Annotated in this window: 10 protein-coding genes; 7 read left to right on the forward strand and 3 right to left on the reverse strand. The window is 60.3% G+C overall.

Going from position 1 to position 16102, the window contains the following annotated elements:
- Window positions 1-168 precede the first annotated feature (168 nt).
- Both KSS91_RS02225 and glnA read right to left on the reverse strand, forming a co-directional pair.
- Window positions 169-684 (reverse strand): DUF4124 domain-containing protein, encoded by a 516-nt coding sequence (locus KSS91_RS02225; protein WP_217836928.1) that lies wholly within the window; start codon window positions 682-684, stop codon window positions 169-171.
- Between the two features lie 312 nt (window positions 685-996).
- Window positions 997-2403: a glutamate--ammonia ligase gene (gene glnA, locus KSS91_RS02230; RefSeq protein WP_007970634.1), complete on the reverse strand. Its 1407-nt coding sequence runs from the start codon at window positions 2401-2403 to the stop codon at window positions 997-999.
- A 328-nt stretch (window positions 2404-2731) separates the two neighbouring features.
- On the opposite strand from glnA, the gene thiI reads away from it, so the two are divergent.
- On the forward strand, window positions 2732-4186 hold the full coding sequence (gene thiI, locus KSS91_RS02235) for a tRNA uracil 4-sulfurtransferase ThiI (RefSeq protein WP_015093090.1): 1455 nt from the start codon (window positions 2732-2734) through the stop codon (window positions 4184-4186).
- A gap of 139 nt (window positions 4187-4325) precedes the next feature.
- Window positions 4326-6146, forward strand: a complete 1821-nt coding sequence (gene typA, locus KSS91_RS02240) for a translational GTPase TypA (RefSeq protein ID WP_007970631.1) — start codon at window positions 4326-4328, stop codon at window positions 6144-6146.
- Window positions 6147-6293: 147 nt separating this feature from the next.
- Here the strand turns inward: typA and KSS91_RS02245 are convergent, their stop codons facing one another.
- A complete protein-coding gene (locus KSS91_RS02245) occupies window positions 6294-6731 on the reverse strand; it encodes a YkgJ family cysteine cluster protein (protein ID WP_007970630.1) in 438 nt (145 codons plus the stop codon).
- 255 nt (window positions 6732-6986) lie between these two features.
- Here KSS91_RS02245 and KSS91_RS02250 point away from each other — a divergent pair, with 255 nt between their 5' ends.
- The 5 genes from KSS91_RS02250 to KSS91_RS02270 all read left to right on the forward strand — a co-directional run bounded on the left by KSS91_RS02250 (window position 6987) and on the right by KSS91_RS02270 (window position 16059).
- Entirely contained in the window at window positions 6987-9437 is a 2451-nt protein-coding gene (locus KSS91_RS02250) for a glycogen/starch/alpha-glucan phosphorylase (protein ID WP_015093091.1), read from the forward strand.
- Between the two features lie 156 nt (window positions 9438-9593).
- Entirely contained in the window at window positions 9594-12797 is a 3204-nt protein-coding gene (locus tag KSS91_RS02255; protein ID WP_217836929.1) for a DUF2339 domain-containing protein, read from the forward strand.
- A complete protein-coding gene (locus tag KSS91_RS02260) occupies window positions 12794-14167 on the forward strand; it encodes a DUF3999 domain-containing protein (RefSeq protein WP_217836930.1) in 1374 nt (457 codons plus the stop codon). Before KSS91_RS02255 ends, KSS91_RS02260 begins: the two co-directional genes overlap by 4 nt.
- Before the next feature lie 275 nt (window positions 14168-14442).
- Window positions 14443-15453 carry a class 1 fructose-bisphosphatase gene (locus KSS91_RS02265; protein WP_015093094.1) on the forward strand — a complete coding sequence of 337 codons (1011 nt, stop codon included), beginning with the start codon at window positions 14443-14445 and terminating at the stop codon, window positions 15451-15453.
- 3 nt (window positions 15454-15456) lie between these two features.
- The gene (locus tag KSS91_RS02270) at window positions 15457-16059 is read left to right on the forward strand and encodes a DUF924 family protein (RefSeq protein ID WP_217836931.1); all 603 of its coding nucleotides are present in this window, start codon (window positions 15457-15459) and stop codon (window positions 16057-16059) included.
- The last annotated feature ends 43 nt before the right edge of the window (window positions 16060-16102 follow it).

Here is a 16102-nt window from a genome sequence, read left to right on the forward strand (position 1 = left end):
AGCTTTCGCGGGTAATTTCGAACCAAAATGGGTTGGAATCTGAGTACGGTGCAAGCAGTTGCACCAATATAGTGCGCAAACCTGAATGAGGTTAGAAAAGTCGCAGGAATGGGGTTTTTCGTGCCGACATGAGCAGTGCAATGAAGCCGGCAATCAGCAGCCAGGCCTTCAGCGCGTGTGCACGCGTTGCAAGGTGAAGGTTGCGGTGGGGCTCTGCTGCACAACGTTTTCGCCATCGATCACTTGCACGGCGAGGCGATGCTCGCCGCGATCGATATTCACCAATTGCAGGATCGGCACATTGACTGGCTGGCCGTAGGGCTGGCCGTCCAGCAGCAGGCGCATCCGGTGGGGGCCTTGCAGGCGCGGCTTGATCAGCACGTTTATCGTGAAGGTGCCATTGTTGGCGCGCAGCGCTTCGGTATTGGGCAGGCCGGTCAGCTCCAGCACTTCATAGGGTTTTTGGGGCTGTTCATTCGGGGCGGCTTCAGTAACAGGCACGGCTTCGCCAGGAGTCTGGCGCTCAATGCTGTTGAGGGGCGGCAGGTGGACCGGTTGGACGCTGGTGCCGTCAGGCGGTTGATTGCTGTACGCAGTGGCGCCGTTGGCGTCTGTGTATTTGTAGATCTGCGCCATGGCGGGCAGGGCGATCAGCAGCAGGATGAACAGAAAACCACGACCCATGGAATCTACCGGAAGCGAAAGCGTTGGGTTGTAGCATAGGTCAGGCGTGGCGGTTATCCCAAGCCGTTAACATCTAGGCATGATTTGCCGAGGCCGCCTGAACACAGAAAACCCCTTGTGGGAGCGGCGGTGCGACGATTCGACTTGCTCGCGAAAGCGGTCTGTCTGATAAGCAGATGTGGAGTGTACTGACGTCTTCGCGGGCAAGCCCGCTCCCACAGGGTTCTTCGTAGGCCGCTAAATCGTGGGCAATAAAAAGGCCTCCCGAAGGAGGCCTCTTTTTGTCACGCCGCGTGCCGCAGCGCTACCGGATCAGCAGCTGTAGTACAGCTCGTATTCCAGTGGGTGTACGAAGGTACGTACCTTGATTTCTTCTTCGCTTTTCAGGGCGATGTAAGCGTCGATGAAGTCGTCGCTGAAAACGCCGCCTTTGGTCAGGAATGCACGACCTTTGTCCAGCTCTTCCAGGGCTTCCTTCAGGCTGCCGCAAACTTGTGGAATCTCTTTCGCCTCTTCAGGCGGCAGGTCGTACAGGTTTTTGTCAGCAGCGTCGCCAGGGTGGATCTTGTTCTGGATGCCGTCCAGGCCAGCCATCAACAGTGCGGCGAAGCACAGGTACGGGTTGGCAGCCGGATCCGGGAAGCGTGCTTCGATACGGCGGGCTTTCGGGCTCGACACGTAAGGAATGCGGATCGAAGCGGAACGGTTGCGAGCCGAGTAGGCCAGCATCACTGGCGCTTCGAAGCCTGGAACCAGACGCTTGTAGGAGTTGGTCGCCGGGTTGGTGAAGCCGTTCAGGGCCTTACCGTGCTTGATGATGCCGCCGATGAAGTACAGGGCGGTGTCCGACAGGCCGGCATAGCCTTCGCCTGCGAAGGTGTTCTTGCCATCTTTCCAGATGGACATGTGCACGTGCATGCCCGAGCCGTTGTCGCCGTACAGAGGCTTAGGCATGAAGGTCGCGGTGCGGCCGTAGGCATCGGCAACGTTGTGCACGACGTACTTCAGGGTTTGGGTTTCGTCGGCTTTCTTCACCAGGGTGTTGAACTTGACGCCGATTTCGTTCTGGCCGGCAGTTGCCACTTCGTGGTGGTGAACTTCGACGGTCAGGCCCATTTCTTCCAGTGCGTTGCACATGGAGGTACGGATTTCGTGGTCGTGGTCGAACGGTGGAACCGGGAAGTAGCCGCCTTTGACGCCTGGACGGTGGCCCTTGTTGCCGCCTTCGATGTCCTGGTCGGACATCCAGGAACCTTGTTCGGAGTAGATCTTGAACATGGAGCCGGAAATGTCGGACTTGAACTTCACCTGGTCAAAGATGAAGAACTCTGGCTCTGGACCTGCGAATACGGTGTCACCGATACCGGTGGCTTTCAGGTGCTCTTCGGCGCGCTTGGCGATCGCACGTGGGTCGCGGTCGTAGCCTTGCATGCTCGAAGGCTCGATGATGTCGCAGACCAGGATCAGGGTCGGTTCTTCGGTGAACGGGTCCAGAACGGCGGTGGAGTCGTCCGGCATCAGGATCATGTCGGAGGCTTCGATGCCTTTCCAGCCAGCGATGGAGGAACCGTCGAACATTTTGCCGACTTCGAAGAAGTCGTCATCCAGCGCATCGCGAGCCGGCATGGTCACGTGGTGCTGAGTGCCTTTGGTGTCCGTGAAGCGCAGATCAATCCATTTGACGTCATGATCTTTGATGAGTTGAACCGACTTCGACATAGTGTCCTCCGGGTGGCTTCGGGCTAGTAGTGGATGCCCTTAAATGTGGGTGATGCCGGCGCGAATACTCTGCCAAGGCAACCTGCCTCACAAGGGAGCAAATTGCATGCCAGTGCCCCAGCATGGGTTTTTTGCCCCAAAAACACGCTTATCAGCCATTAATGCGCTTTAAAGTCGAAAATGCCGCCCCGTAATGTGGCGTTAATTTCAATAAATGACCTGTTTTGGTGCGAGCAAAACCTTCTGCACATTAACTGGTTAAACCTTGAGCAATTTCCGCTATAATCCGCGCCCCCCTTTTTCGGCAGGCCCTGCGCGCGCTGTTTCCATGAAATTAATCGTAAAAGTCTTCCCCGAGATCACCATCAAGAGCCGCCCGGTACGGATGCGTTTCATCCGCCAATTGGCCAAGAACATCCGTGCCGTGCTCCGCGATCTGGACCCGGCTGTGGTGGTGAACGGCGTGTGGGACAACCTCGAGCTGGAAACCCGCGTCAGCGATCCCAAGGCCCTGAAGGAGATGGGCGAGCGCCTGAGCTGCATGCCGGGCGTCGCGCACTTCCTGCAAATCGACGAATACCCGCTGGGTGATTTCGACGACATCGTTGAAAAGTGCAAGCAGCACTACGGTGATGCACTGGCCGGCAAGATTTTTTCGGTGCGTTGCAAGCGTGCCGGCAAGCACCCGTTCAGCTCGATCGATATCGAGAAATATGTCGGCAGCCAGTTGCGCCGTCAGTGTGGTGCCGCCGGGATCGACCTGAAAAAGCCTGAAATCGAAGTCCGCATCGAAGTTCGCGACCAACGGTTGTTCGTGATCCACAGCCAGCACAACGGCATCGGCGGATATCCGCTGGGCGCCCTGGAGCAGACGCTGGTGCTGATGTCCGGCGGCTTCGACTCCACCGTGGCGGCCTACCAGATCATGCGCCGCGGCCTGATGGCGCATTTCTGCTTCTTCAACCTGGGCGGACGTGCCCACGAACTGGGCGTCATGGAAGTCGCGCATTTCATCTGGAAGAAGTACGGCAGCTCCCAACGCGTGCTATTTGTCAGTGTGCCGTTCGAGGAAGTGTTGGGCGAAATTCTCGGCAAAGTCGATAACAGTCATATGGGCGTAGTATTGAAGCGTATGATGTTGCGCGCTTCGTCCAGGATTGCCGATCGACTGCACATCGAAGCCCTGGTCACCGGTGAGGCGATCTCCCAGGTGTCGAGCCAGACGCTGCCGAACCTGTCAGTGATCGATTGCGTGACCGACAAACTGGTCTTGCGCCCGCTGATCGCCAGCCACAAGCAGGACATCATCGACACGGCCAACGAGATCGGCACCGCCGATTTCGCCCGGCACATGCCGGAGTACTGCGGCGTCATTTCGGTCAATCCGAAGACGGCCGCCAAGCGCTACCGTGTCGAGCACGAAGAGAAAGAATTCGATATGGCGGTGCTCGAGCGTGCGCTCGAAAACGCCAAGCTGGTGCCGATCGATCGCGTGATCGACGAATTGGGCCAGGACTTGCAGATTGAAGAAGTCAGCGAAGCGCTGGCCGGTCAGATCGTCATCGACATCCGTCACCCGGATGCCGCTGAAGATGACCCGCTGGAGCTTGCTGGCATCGAGGTACAAACGATGCCGTTTTATGCAGTGAACGCTCGTTTCAAGGAACTGGACCCTACTCGCCAGTACCTGCTGTATTGCGACAAAGGCGTGATGAGTCGCCTGCATGCCCACCATTTGCTCAGTGAGGGGCATGCCAATGTGCGCGTTTATCGACCGAGCTAAGTGCCCGGGGCTGTTTGCCTGTGGCCTGCGTCACCGGCCCCCCGACGCCACCGTCAAGCTGTAACGGCTTTCACGGACGCTACTGTTAATCGCTGCCAAGACTTGTCAGCACACCGAATCCTCTGATCGAGATACACAAGTGATCGAAAATCTACGCAACATCGCCATCATTGCCCACGTTGACCATGGTAAAACCACCCTGGTAGACAAACTCCTGCGTCAATCCGGCACCCTGGAGCGCAACGAGCTCAACGACGAGCGCGTGATGGACTCCAACGACCAGGAAAAAGAGCGCGGTATTACCATTCTGGCGAAAAACACCGCCATCAACTGGAACGGCTACCACATCAACATCGTGGACACCCCGGGCCACGCCGACTTCGGCGGCGAAGTTGAACGCGTAATGTCGATGGTCGACTCCGTTCTGCTGCTGGTTGATGCTCAAGACGGCCCTATGCCGCAAACCCGTTTCGTGACCAAGAAGGCTTTCGAAGCCGGCCTGCGTCCAATCGTGTGCATCAACAAGGTTGACCGTCCAGGCGCGCGTCCGGACTGGGTTCTGGACCAGATCTTCGACCTGTTCGACAACCTGGGTGCCACCGAAGAACAGCTGGACTTCAAAGTCGTCTACGCCTCGGCCCTGAACGGTATTGCCGGTCTGGACCACACCGAAATGGCTGAAGACATGACCCCGCTGTACCAGTCGATCGTCGACAACGTACCTGCGCCGAAAGTCGACCGTGACGGTCCGTTCCAGATGCAGATCTCCGCACTGGACTACAACAGCTTCCTGGGTGTTATCGGCGTTGGCCGTATCGCTCGCGGTCGCGTCAAGCCGAACACCCCGGTTGTGGCTATCGGCGCCGACGGCAAGAAGCGTAACGGTCGTATCCTGAAGCTGATGGGTCACCACGGTCTGCACCGTGTAGACGTTGAAGAAGCTGCTGCAGGCGACATCGTGTGCATCAGCGGTATGGACTCGCTGTTCATCTCCGACACCCTGTGCCACCCGGACACCGTTGAAGCGATGAAGCCGTTGACCGTCGACGAGCCAACCGTTTCCATGACCTTCCAGGTAAACGACTCGCCATTCTGCGGTAAAGAAGGCAAGTTCGTGACTTCCCGTAACATCAAGGAACGTCTGGACAAAGAGCTGCTGTACAACGTTGCACTGCGCGTTGAAGAAGGCGACTCGGCTGACAAGTTCAAGGTTTCCGGCCGTGGCGAACTGCACCTCTCGGTACTGATCGAAACCATGCGTCGCGAAGGCTTCGAAATGGCTGTAGGCCGTCCGGAAGTGATCATCCGTCTGGTTGACGGCGTGAAGCACGAACCGTTCGAAAACGTCACCATCGACCTGCCGGAAGAATCCCAGGGCAAGGTGATGGAAGAGATGGGCCTGCGTAAGGGCGACCTGACCAACATGGTGCCGGATGGCAAGGGCCGTGTGCGTCTGGAATACAACATCCCTGCTCGTGGTCTGATCGGTTTCCGTAACCAGTTCCTGACCCTGACCAACGGCGCTGGCATCCTGACCTCGATCTTCGACCGTTACGACGTGATGAAGTCCGGCGACATGTCCGGCCGTCAGAACGGCGTTCTGGTTTCGGTTGAAACCGGCAAGGCACTGACCTACTCCCTGGAAACCCTGCAGGCGCGTGGCAAGCTGTTTGTTGAACACGGTCAGGAAATCTACAACGGTCAGATCGTTGGTCTGAACAGCCGTGACAACGACCTGGGCGTCAACCCTACCAAGGGCAAGAAGCTCGACAACATGCGTGCTTCGGGTAAAGACGAAACCATCGCTCTGGTTCCACCTGTTCGCTTCACCCTGGAACAGGCTCTGGAATTCATCCAGGACGACGAGCTGTGTGAAGTGACTCCTAAGTCCATCCGTCTTCGCAAGAAGATCCTGGACGAAAGCGAGCGTACCCGCGCTGCCAAGAAAGCCAAGGCATAAGATTTAGCCCCGGCTGAACGAAAACGCCCCCGGTCGAAAGGCCGGGGGCGTTTTTGTTTGTCTGGGATTTGTGTGGTGTTTGTCAGGGCCCCTTCGCGGGCTTGCTCGCGAAGGCGGCCAATCAGCCACCGAAAATTTCAGGAAATATCAGAACCGCTCGATACTGCGCGAATTCCGCTCGCGCTCCACTTCCTTCGGCTTGTACGCGCAATACCCCGGCCGCGGGCCGATTTTCGGGTGGTTGCGGCAAGTATCCGGGCGCTTATCATAAATAGTGCACAGACGGCTCTTACGATCCAGGTACAGGCAATCGTTGTTGCTCATGCGCTGGAGGGTAAAGATTCCCGACTTCTGGTTGAAGCGCTCGACCAGACCTTCCTTTTGCAGGCGTTTGGCGATGTTCTTCGGCGGATCGCCCAGCTCGAATTCGTCGACCACGCCGATGCGGATCAGGTCCTTGATCTTGACCTCGACGGGCAGGGTGCAGCAGCTGGACATGCACGAGCCGCACATCGGGGCAGAGTACTTGGCCCAGGTATCGAGGCGGTCGATCTCTGCGGCAGCGATCAGGTTCGGCTTCATCATCGTTTGTTACCAGCGTGTGCATCAGGGCGCGCGATCATACCGGGACTGGTGGAATTTTGAACAACCTTTCGCCAGATTTTTTCACGGCCGACCAATAAGCCGCTAATCCGGCACGGCCCCTGCATTGAATCTGGTACTCGACAATGTATTGCCGACCCGATTCGCACTTACAGGAAAAACTGCCGAACCAGAGCCTGTACCGCCTGTCAGACCGTCTAGGCTCAGACAACTCCAAGCTCGCTCGAGGTCCTATCGATGACTCAAGAACCACTTGTTCGCGAAGCAGAGGTGGCCGCATTCCGCGACGCCGTCTTGACCAAACTCACTTATGCAGTGGGTAAAGACCCGGATCACGCCTTCGACCATGACTGGTTCGAAGCCATTGCCCTGGCCGCGCGGGATCACATGGTCGAGCACTGGATGGACCACACGCGGCAGATCTACCGCAAAGGTCAGAAGCGCGTTTATTACCTTTCCCTCGAATTCCTCATCGGCCGGCTGCTGTTCGACAGCCTGAGCAACCTCGGCCTGCTCGACGTGGCGCGCGAAGCCCTGACCGAGCTCGGCGTCGACCTTGAGCGCATCCGTCTGCTGGAGCCCGATGCGGCCCTGGGCAACGGCGGCCTCGGGCGTCTGGCGGCGTGTTTCCTGGAAAGCATGTCGACCCTCGGCATCGCCGGTCATGGCTATGGCATCCGCTATGAACACGGGTTGTTCCGCCAGGCGATTGTCGACGGCTGGCAGCAGGAGCAGACCGAACACTGGCTGGATTTCGGCAACCCGTGGGAGTTCGAGCGGCCGGAAGTGGTCTACACCATCGGTTTCGGCGGCGGTGTCGAGACCCTGACCGACGACACCGGCAAATCCCGGCAAGTCTGGTCCCCGGCGGAAACCGTGCGGGCGATTGCCTACGACACGCCGGTGGTCGGCTGGCGCGGGGCGAGCGTCAACACGCTGCGCCTGTGGCGCGCCCGCGCCATGGAAGATCTGCACCTGGAGCGTTTCAACGCCGGCGATCACCTGGGCGCCGTGGCCGAAGTGGCCCGGGCCGAAAGCATCTCCCGGGTGCTGTACCCGGCGGACAGCACCGAGGCCGGCCAGGAGTTGCGCCTGCGCCAGGAGTATTTCTTCGTCGCCGCCTCGTTGCAGGATCTGCTGCGCCGCCATCGCAACATGCACACCTCGGTGCTGACCCTGGGCGATCACGCCTCGATCCAGCTCAACGACACTCACCCCTCGATTGCCGTGGCTGAACTGATGCGGCAACTGGTCGACGTCTATGACGTGGCGTGGGATGCGGCGTGGCAGGTCACCGTCGATACGCTCTCCTACACCAACCACACCTTGTTGCCCGAAGCGCTGGAAACCTGGCCGGTCGGCTTGATGGAGCGCATGTTGCCGCGGCACATGCAGATCATTTACCTGATCAACGCCCACCACATCGACTCCCTGCGGGCCAAAGGCATCCACGACTTCGACGTACTGCGCGCGGTGTCACTGATCGAGGAAGACAACGGTCGCCGGGTACGTATGGGCAACCTGGCGTTTCTCGGCTCCCACAGCGTCAACGGTGTGTCCGGTTTGCACACGCAACTGATGCGCAAGACGGTGTTCTCCGAACTGCATAAGCTCTATCCGGAGCGAATCAACAACAAGACCAATGGCATTACCTTCCGCCGCTGGCTGTACCAGGCCAACCCCGAGCTGACCTCGATGCTGGTCGATGCCCTGGGCCCCGAGGTGCTGGACAACCCGGAAGAGCGGTTGCTCGCCCTCGAGCCGTTCGCCGAGAAAAACGCGTTCCGCAAGGCGTTCGCCGAGCAACGCCTGCACAGCAAGAAAGCCCTGGCGTACCTGATTCATGAGCGCTTGGGCGTGGCGGTCAACCCGGCGGCGATGTTCGACGTGCAGGTCAAGCGCATCCATGAGTACAAACGCCAGTTGCTCAACCTGATGCACACCGTGGCGTTGTACCAGGCGATCCGCGCCGAACCTGAAATCGACTGGGTACCACGGGTGAAAATCTTCGCCGGCAAGGCAGCTGCGAGTTATCACCAGGCCAAACTGATCATCAAGCTGACCAACGACATCGCCCGGGTGGTGAACAACGACCCCACCGTGCGCGGCTTGCTCAAAGTGGTGTTCCTGCCCAACTACAACGTCAGCCTGGCGGAGAGCATCATTCCGGCGGCGGATTTGTCCGAGCAGATCTCCACCGCCGGTTTCGAAGCGTCAGGCACCAGTAACATGAAGTTCGGCCTGAACGGCGCGCTGACCATCGGCACCCTGGACGGGGCCAACGTGGAAATGTGCGACCGCATCGGTGCCGAGCACATGTTCATCTTCGGCCTCAGCGCGCAGCAGGTGGAGGCGCGCAAGCAGAACCATGAGTTCAGTGCCGTACCGGACATCGCCGCGTCCCATCGCCTGAACGATGTGCTGCAAGCGATTCGTGGTGGGGTGTTCTCGCCGGATGATCCGTCCCGTTACACCGGGTTGATCGATTCGCTGGTGGACTACGACCGCTTCCTGGTCTGCGCCGACTTCGATTCCTACTGGCACGCGCAGATGCGCGTCGAAGCCCATTGGCACGATTCGAAGGAGTGGTGGCGTTCAGCGGTGTTGAATACGGCGCGGATGGGCTGGTTCTCGTCGGACCGGACCATTCGCGAGTACGCCACGGAAATCTGGAAGGCGCTGGAGTAAGTCTTCAGGCAGGTGGATATACTGGCGCGCCGGAAAAGATCGCAGCCTTCGGCAGCTCCTACACCCATCCTGTAGGAGCTGCCGAAGGCTGCGATCTTTATGGATACGGCTGAGCTAATCTTTCCGGATTGGCTAATGCGCTTAGGGATATCGACCATGCAATGGATGTTCATGCTGATAGGGCTGGTGCTCGGCTGGATACTCGACGAGTCATTCAGCGATGCGCTGCTGGGCGCGTTACTCGGGTTGGGTATCGGCCAGGCCCTTCGCTTGGCTCGCATGGACTCGCAGGCCGTCGAACAGCAGCGTTTGCTGGAGCAGGCGCAGGTAGCCCTGCAAGCGGTCGAGCAACGGCTGGCGCTGCTCGAAGCATCGGGCGTCAAGACGCCGCAAACCGGCGAACCGCTTGTCGCACCTGAAACCTTCCTTGATGAAGCCCCTGCCGCAACCACGGAATTGATCTGGGAGCTGCCGCCCGAACTTGAGCCAATCCAGGCTGCGGCCAGCGAAATCAGGCGTCCGGCCACCGATGCCTGGAAGCCCGAGCCGACCGCTCGCGAAGCGCAATCGCCTGGCTCCCCGCGTGGCCCGAATCTCATCGACCGCGCCATAGGTCGCGCCCGCGCCTGGTTGTTCGGTGGCAATACCGTGTTGCGCGTCGGCGTGGTGCTGCTGTTCCTCGGCCTGGCCTTTCTGCTGCGCTATGCCACTGAAGGCGTAGTGGTGCCGGTTGAGTTGCGCTACGCAGGCGTGGCTGCCACAGCACTGGGGTTGCTCGGGCTGGGTTGGTGGTTGAGGGCCCGCAACAGCAGTTACGCATTGATCCTGCAGGGTGCCGGGATTGCCGTGTTGTACCTGACGGTGTTTGCCGCGATGCGCCTGCATCCGCTGCTCGAGCCCTCGGCGGGGTTTGGCCTGCTGGTGGCGGTGACAGTCTGCTCGGCGATTCTCGCCATTGCCCAGGATTCCCTGGGGCTGGCCGCCGCGGCCGCACTGGGCGGATTCGCCGCGCCCATCCTGGCCTCCACCGGCACCGGCAGCCATGTCGCGCTGTTCAGTTACTTTACCCTGCTCAACGCCGGTATCTTCGCCATCGCCTGGTTCAAGGCCTGGCGGCTGTTGAATGTCATCGGCTTCACCGGCACCTTTGGCATCGGATTCGCCTGGGGCCTGCGCTCCTACTCGCCGGAGCTGTTGTGGAGCACCGAGCCGTTTCTGATTTTGTTTTTCCTGATGTACCTGGCCATTGGTCTTCTGTTCGCCCGGCGCAGATTGATGGAGATGGGCGATACACCCGCAGACGGCAGTCGCGAAGCACTGCTGCGCTGGTCGGCGCGCAAGGGTGACTACGTCGACGGCACACTGCTGTTCGGCCCGCCACTGGTGGGTTTCGGCTTGCAGTTCGTGCTGGTGCAGCATCTGGAATTCGCTGCTGCATTCAGTGCCTTGGCACTGGGCATCATTTATATGGGGCTTGCCCGTTGGCTGATGGCCGGGCGCACGCTGTTGTTGGGCGAAACCTGCCTGGCCTTGGGCGTGATCTTCGCCAGCCTGGCGATACCGCTGGGGCTCGATGCGCGCTGGACGACGGCGGCATGGGCGGTGGAAGGCGCGGGGATTTTCTGGCTCGGTCTGCGCCAACAAAGGCCCTTGGGCCGGGCCTTTGCCTTGCTGCTGCAACTGGGGGCGGCGCTGGCGTTTCTCCGCGAGCTGCACGACAGCGAGAGCAGCCTGCTCGGCGGTGTACCGTTGGGCGCGCTGTTACTGGGCGTCGCCTTGCTGTTCAGCTTCTACCAATTGCGTAAAGCCTTGCCGGAGCAGATCAGGCCATGGGAGCTCAAAGGCCTGCCGGTATTGGCCTGTCTCGGGCTGGCGTTTCTCTATTTGCTGGCGCCCTTGTTTTTCTTCAGCCACGGCACGGTGATCAGCTGGGCCTTGGCCGGGGCGCTCACGTTGTTTGTTGGCTTGCACCTGCAATCGCGCACGTTCGTGTTCACCGCGCTCGCTGTGCAGCTGTTGGGTGGCGCGCTGTTCCTGACGGCTGGGCCGCAGTTCAGTGACGGTCTGCAGCCCCTGGCCCATGGCGGGTTCTGGGCGCCGCTGCTGCTGGGGCTGGCCGCAATGGTCGGGGCCTGGCGTTTGCAGATCGGTCATTCGTTCACCGCGTTCGAAGGGCTGAGTCTGTTGCGATTGTCCCAGGCGTTGCTGGTGTGGGGCGCGGGTTGGTGGGCGCTGGCCTGGGTTATCGAAGTGCTGCATTTTGCGCCGCAGTCGATGCAGGCGACCTTGTTGTTGGGCATCGCTGCCGTGAGTGTTGCGCTGTGGACGGTATTGGCGCTGCGCCTGAAATGGCCGTCACTGGGGGGGCTCGGCACGGTGCTGATACCCGCTGCGGCGCTGGTGCTGCTCGCGGCCTGGCACTCGCGTTATCACCCGGCGGCCAACTTTGGCTGGCTGGCGTGGGCCGCCGTGTTCGTCGTGCATTTCATGTCCCTGCGACGCCTGGCGCCCATGCTGCCAGCGCCCGTGCTGAGCGTCGCTCATGTGCTCGGCTGCTGGCTGTTGATGGGTGTGCTGGCGCTGGAACTGCGTTACGCCTTGCTGGTGTTGTCCGAGCAATACAACGCCTGGCGCTGGTTGGGCTGGGCGATTCTGCCAAGCCTGTATCTGGTGTTGATGGCAGCACCTCGCGCATGGCCTTGGCCGGTGTCGGCCTATCCTCGGGAATACCGCGTGTACGCCGCTGCGCCGCTGGCCTTGCTGATGCTCGGCTGGTTCTGGCTGGCGAATATCGCCAGTGAGGGCAACGCCGAGCCACTGCCTTACGTGCCATTGATCAACCCGCTGGAGCTGGGCCTGTTGTTTGCGTTGTTCGGCGTCTACGTCTGGTCCCGCAGCGCCATGCCCCAACTGGCTGTCCACAAGGATTACGCCGCCATTGCCACGCAAGGGGTCGCAGGTGCCTCGCTGTTCGTGTTCTTTACGGCCTTGGTGATGCGCACGGCGCACCATTGGAGCGCGGTGCCGTTCGAGCTGGATCTGTTGCTGGAGTCGATGCGAGTACAAGCCGGCCTGTCCATTGTCTGGACCTTGATGGCCCTGAGCCTGATGATCGGCGGCCATTTGCGTCGCCGTCGTGAAGTCTGGCTGATCGGTGCGGCTTTGATTGGCGTGGTCGTGGCCAAGCTGTTTTTTGTCGAATTGAGCAATCGCGGCGGGCTGGCGCGAATCGTGTCGTTCATTGGTGTCGGCGTGTTGTTGCTGGTGGTGGGTTATTTCGCTCCGCTACCGCCCAAACGTGCCGAAGCCGTGCCGGATAGCGGCAAACCGGTCCCGGAATCACAAGGAGTGTCGTCTTGAGTCAGAAGCTGAACCTGGGTTGGCTGGGCATTGTTGCCATGGGTGTGGTGTTGTCGGCGGTTGCCCAGGAAAAACCGGCGGATTTCACCACCCAAGTGCCTTTGTCGGTAACGGGCGAAGGACCTTGGTATCGTCTTGAACTGCCCCTGAGCGTACAACTGAATGCACGGCAGGCTGACCTGAGCGATGTGCGTGTATTCAACGCCGTGGGTGAAGCTCAGGCTTATGCCTTGGCCCGGGAGTCGGCGCGGAGCAATGAAACGCGTACCTTGACCGAGGTGAAATGGTTTGCGCTGTACAACTCGGTGGACGCCACTGAAACCGCGCCGAGCGTGCGGGTGCAATCGAGCACCAACGGCACCTTGGTCGAGGTGCAGCCCTCCAGTCAGCTGGAGGCAGGTGAGGAGGAGTTGCGCGGCTGGTTGCTCGACGCGTCCGCTATCAAGGCGCCATTGCAGCAATTGATTCTCGACTGGACCAGCGAACGCGACGGCTTCCAGCGTTTCACCATCGAAGCCAGCGATGATCTGCAGCATTGGCAGTCCTGGGGCGAAGGGCAGGTGGCGCGCCTGACCTTTTCCGACGAGCGGGTCGAACAGCATGAGGTCAACCTGCCGGGCCAGTCGGCGCGCTACCTGCGGTTGCTGTGGATCACTCCGCATTCGGCGCCGACACTGACTTCGGCGCAACTGCAAAGCGCCAATACCCGCAGCCTGCCACTGCCGTTGGTCTGGTCCCAGGCATTGGCCGGCAGCAGCGTGAAGGCGGGTGAATACACCTGGCAGTTGCCGATGGGGCTTAATGTCGAGCGGGTGCAGGTCGAGTTGAGCCAGCCCAACAGCCTGGCGCCAGTGAGCCTGGCCGGTCGGCGCGACAGCAGCCTGCCATGGCAGTCGTTGGGCAGCGGTTTGCTCTATCGCCTGACGCAGAATGGTCAGGACGTGGTGAAAAACCAATTGCAGTTGTCTGGGCAAATCGTCCAGCAATTGAAACTGACCGTGGACGAACGCGGTGGTGGCCTGGGTGATCAGGCACCGACGCTGAAGTTTGCCATGCGCGCCACGCAACTGGTGTTTCTGGCACGTGGGCCGGGGCCATACACGCTGGTGGTGGGGAATGCCGCGGCGAAGGCAGCCAACTTGCCGCTATCGACGTTGATTCCGGATTACAGCCCGCAGAAGCTGGCGACCCTGGGCCGAGCCTTGGTGGATGTCGGGGCGGTGACTACGCAGCCGTCGGCAGGCGCCACGTCTGCACCGGTCGGCACCCACTGGAAGAAATTCGGTTTGTGGGCGGTGTTGTTGCTCTGCGTGGTGTTCCTGGTGGCGATGGCGTTCAGTCTGTTGCGCAAGCCTTCTGCCAAATCCTGAGAATGGCTGGCGCTACGCGCCATTCGCGAGCAAGCCCGCTCCCACAGGTACAGCGCCGTTCTTGTGGGAGCGGGCTTGCTCGCGAAAGCGGTCAGCCAGACACCCAAAATATTGAAACAAGCCACCCTTTCCAGGCTCACACCCCGCCCATTTCCATCTACGCTCAACCCCGCGCATGAACTCTCTTCGGCGGATCACGTCTGATAGGAGGAAATGCGCCCCGACTCGCGTTAAACTGCGCGGGTTTTTAGCCCCCCATTCCACCGGAGCCTTCCATGTCCCGCGTTACCTTGAGTCGCTATTTGATTGAGCAGACCCGCAGCAACAACACTCCTGCCGATCTGCGCTTCCTGATCGAAGTGGTGGCGCGTGCCTGCAAGGAGATCAACCACGCCGTGTCCAAAGGCGCCCTGGGTGGTGTACTGGGCAGCATGGGCACTGAAAACGTCCAGGGCGAAGTGCAGAAAAAGCTCGACGTGATCTCCAACGAAATCCTGCTCGAAGCCAACGAATGGGGCGGTCACCTGGCCGGCATGGCGTCCGAAGAAATGGACAACGCCTACCAGATCCCGGGCAAATACCCGAAAGGCGCGTACCTGCTGGTATTCGACCCGCTGGACGGTTCGTCGAACATCGACATCAACGCCCCGGTCGGCACCATCTTCTCGGTACTGCGTTGCCCGAACGAATACCTGAGCCAGAACGAACCTTTGAATGAAAAGGCCTTCCTGCAGCCAGGCACCCAGCAAGTAGCCGCCGGTTACGCGATCTACGGTCCGCAGACCATGCTGATCCTGACCCTGGGCGACGGCGTGAAAGGCTTCACCCTGGACCGTGAAATGGGCAGCTTCGTGCTGACCCACGAAAACATCACCATTCCTGAAGCCACCCAGGAATTTGCCATCAACGCGTCCAACCAGCGTCACTGGGAAGCACCGGTACAGCGCTACGTCGGCGAATTGCTGGCAGGCGATGAAGGCCCGCTGAAAAAGAACTACAACATGCGCTGGGTCGCCGCGATGGTGGCCGACGTGCACCGCATCCTGACCCGCGGCGGTCTGTTCATGTACCCACGTGACAGCCGCGAGCCGTCCAAGCCGGGCAAGCTGCGCCTGATGTACGAAGCCAACCCGATGTCGTTCCTGGTGGAGCAGGCGGGCGGCGCGTCCACCGATGGCCACCAGCGCATCCTCGACATCCAGCCGGAAGGCCTGCACCAGCGTGTGGCGGTGTTCCTCGGTTCGAAAGAAGAAGTGGCCCGCGTCACGGCTTACCACAAGGAATAAACCATGACCGCGCCCTGGCAGCCGTTGCTTGATTGGTGGTTCGGGAGCTCCGGATCAGCGAGTGAAGTGGCGGCGCAGAAGGGCAGGTTATGGTTCGGCAAGCGCGACAGCCAGGACCTCGAAGCGCGTGAGCGTTTCGGGGACTGGGTCGAGCAGGCACTGGCCGGCGGTTTGACCGAGTGGATGCAACGTCCCGAAGGTTGGCTGGCCCTGGTGCTGTTGCTCGATCAACTCCCGCGAATGATCTTTCGTGATTCTCCCAAGGCTTTTTCCGGTGACATCAGGGCTCAGGCACTGGTGGCGCAAGGCATTGCCGCGGATTTCGACCGGCAGTTGCAACCGATTCAGCGGGTGTTCATCTACCTGGTGTTCGAGCATAGCGAGAACCTGGCGGTGCAGAACGAAGGCGTCTCGCGCTATATCGAATTGGTGGCGCAGCAGCCGGAGAGCGATCGGGCACTGTTCAGCGATTATCTGGACTATGCCGAGCGGCATCAGCAAGTGATTGCGCAGTTTGGGCGGTTTCCGCACAGGAATGCAGTGTTGGGGCGCGAGAGTACGGCTGAGGAACTGGAGTTTCTGTCGAGGCCTGGGTCGAGGTTCTAGATCTTCATGGCGGCTGATGCCGCCTTCGCGGGCAAGCCCGCTC

It is taken from the genome of Pseudomonas azerbaijanorientalis (assembly GCF_019139795.1).
Lineage (GTDB): Bacteria > Pseudomonadota > Gammaproteobacteria > Pseudomonadales > Pseudomonadaceae > Aquipseudomonas > Aquipseudomonas laurylsulfatiphila.

What these genes read in the sequence shown, in the direction of transcription:
- KSS91_RS02225 (WP_217836928.1), bottom strand. Translation starts at nt 684, where the DNA reads ATGGGTCGTGGTTTTCTGTTCATCCTGCTGCTGATCGCCCTGCCCGCC.
- glnA (WP_007970634.1), bottom strand. Translation starts at nt 2,403, where the DNA reads ATGTCGAAGTCGGTTCAACTCATCAAAGATCATGACGTCAAATGGATT.
- thiI (WP_015093090.1), top strand. Translation starts at nt 2,732, where the DNA reads ATGAAATTAATCGTAAAAGTCTTCCCCGAGATCACCATCAAGAGCCGC.
- KSS91_RS02245 (WP_007970630.1), bottom strand. Translation starts at nt 6,731, where the DNA reads ATGATGAAGCCGAACCTGATCGCTGCCGCAGAGATCGACCGCCTCGAT.
- KSS91_RS02250 (WP_015093091.1), top strand. Translation starts at nt 6,987, where the DNA reads ATGACTCAAGAACCACTTGTTCGCGAAGCAGAGGTGGCCGCATTCCGC.
- KSS91_RS02255 (WP_217836929.1), top strand. Translation starts at nt 9,594, where the DNA reads ATGCAATGGATGTTCATGCTGATAGGGCTGGTGCTCGGCTGGATACTC.
- KSS91_RS02265 (WP_015093094.1), top strand. Translation starts at nt 14,443, where the DNA reads ATGTCCCGCGTTACCTTGAGTCGCTATTTGATTGAGCAGACCCGCAGC.
- KSS91_RS02270 (WP_217836931.1), top strand. Translation starts at nt 15,457, where the DNA reads ATGACCGCGCCCTGGCAGCCGTTGCTTGATTGGTGGTTCGGGAGCTCC.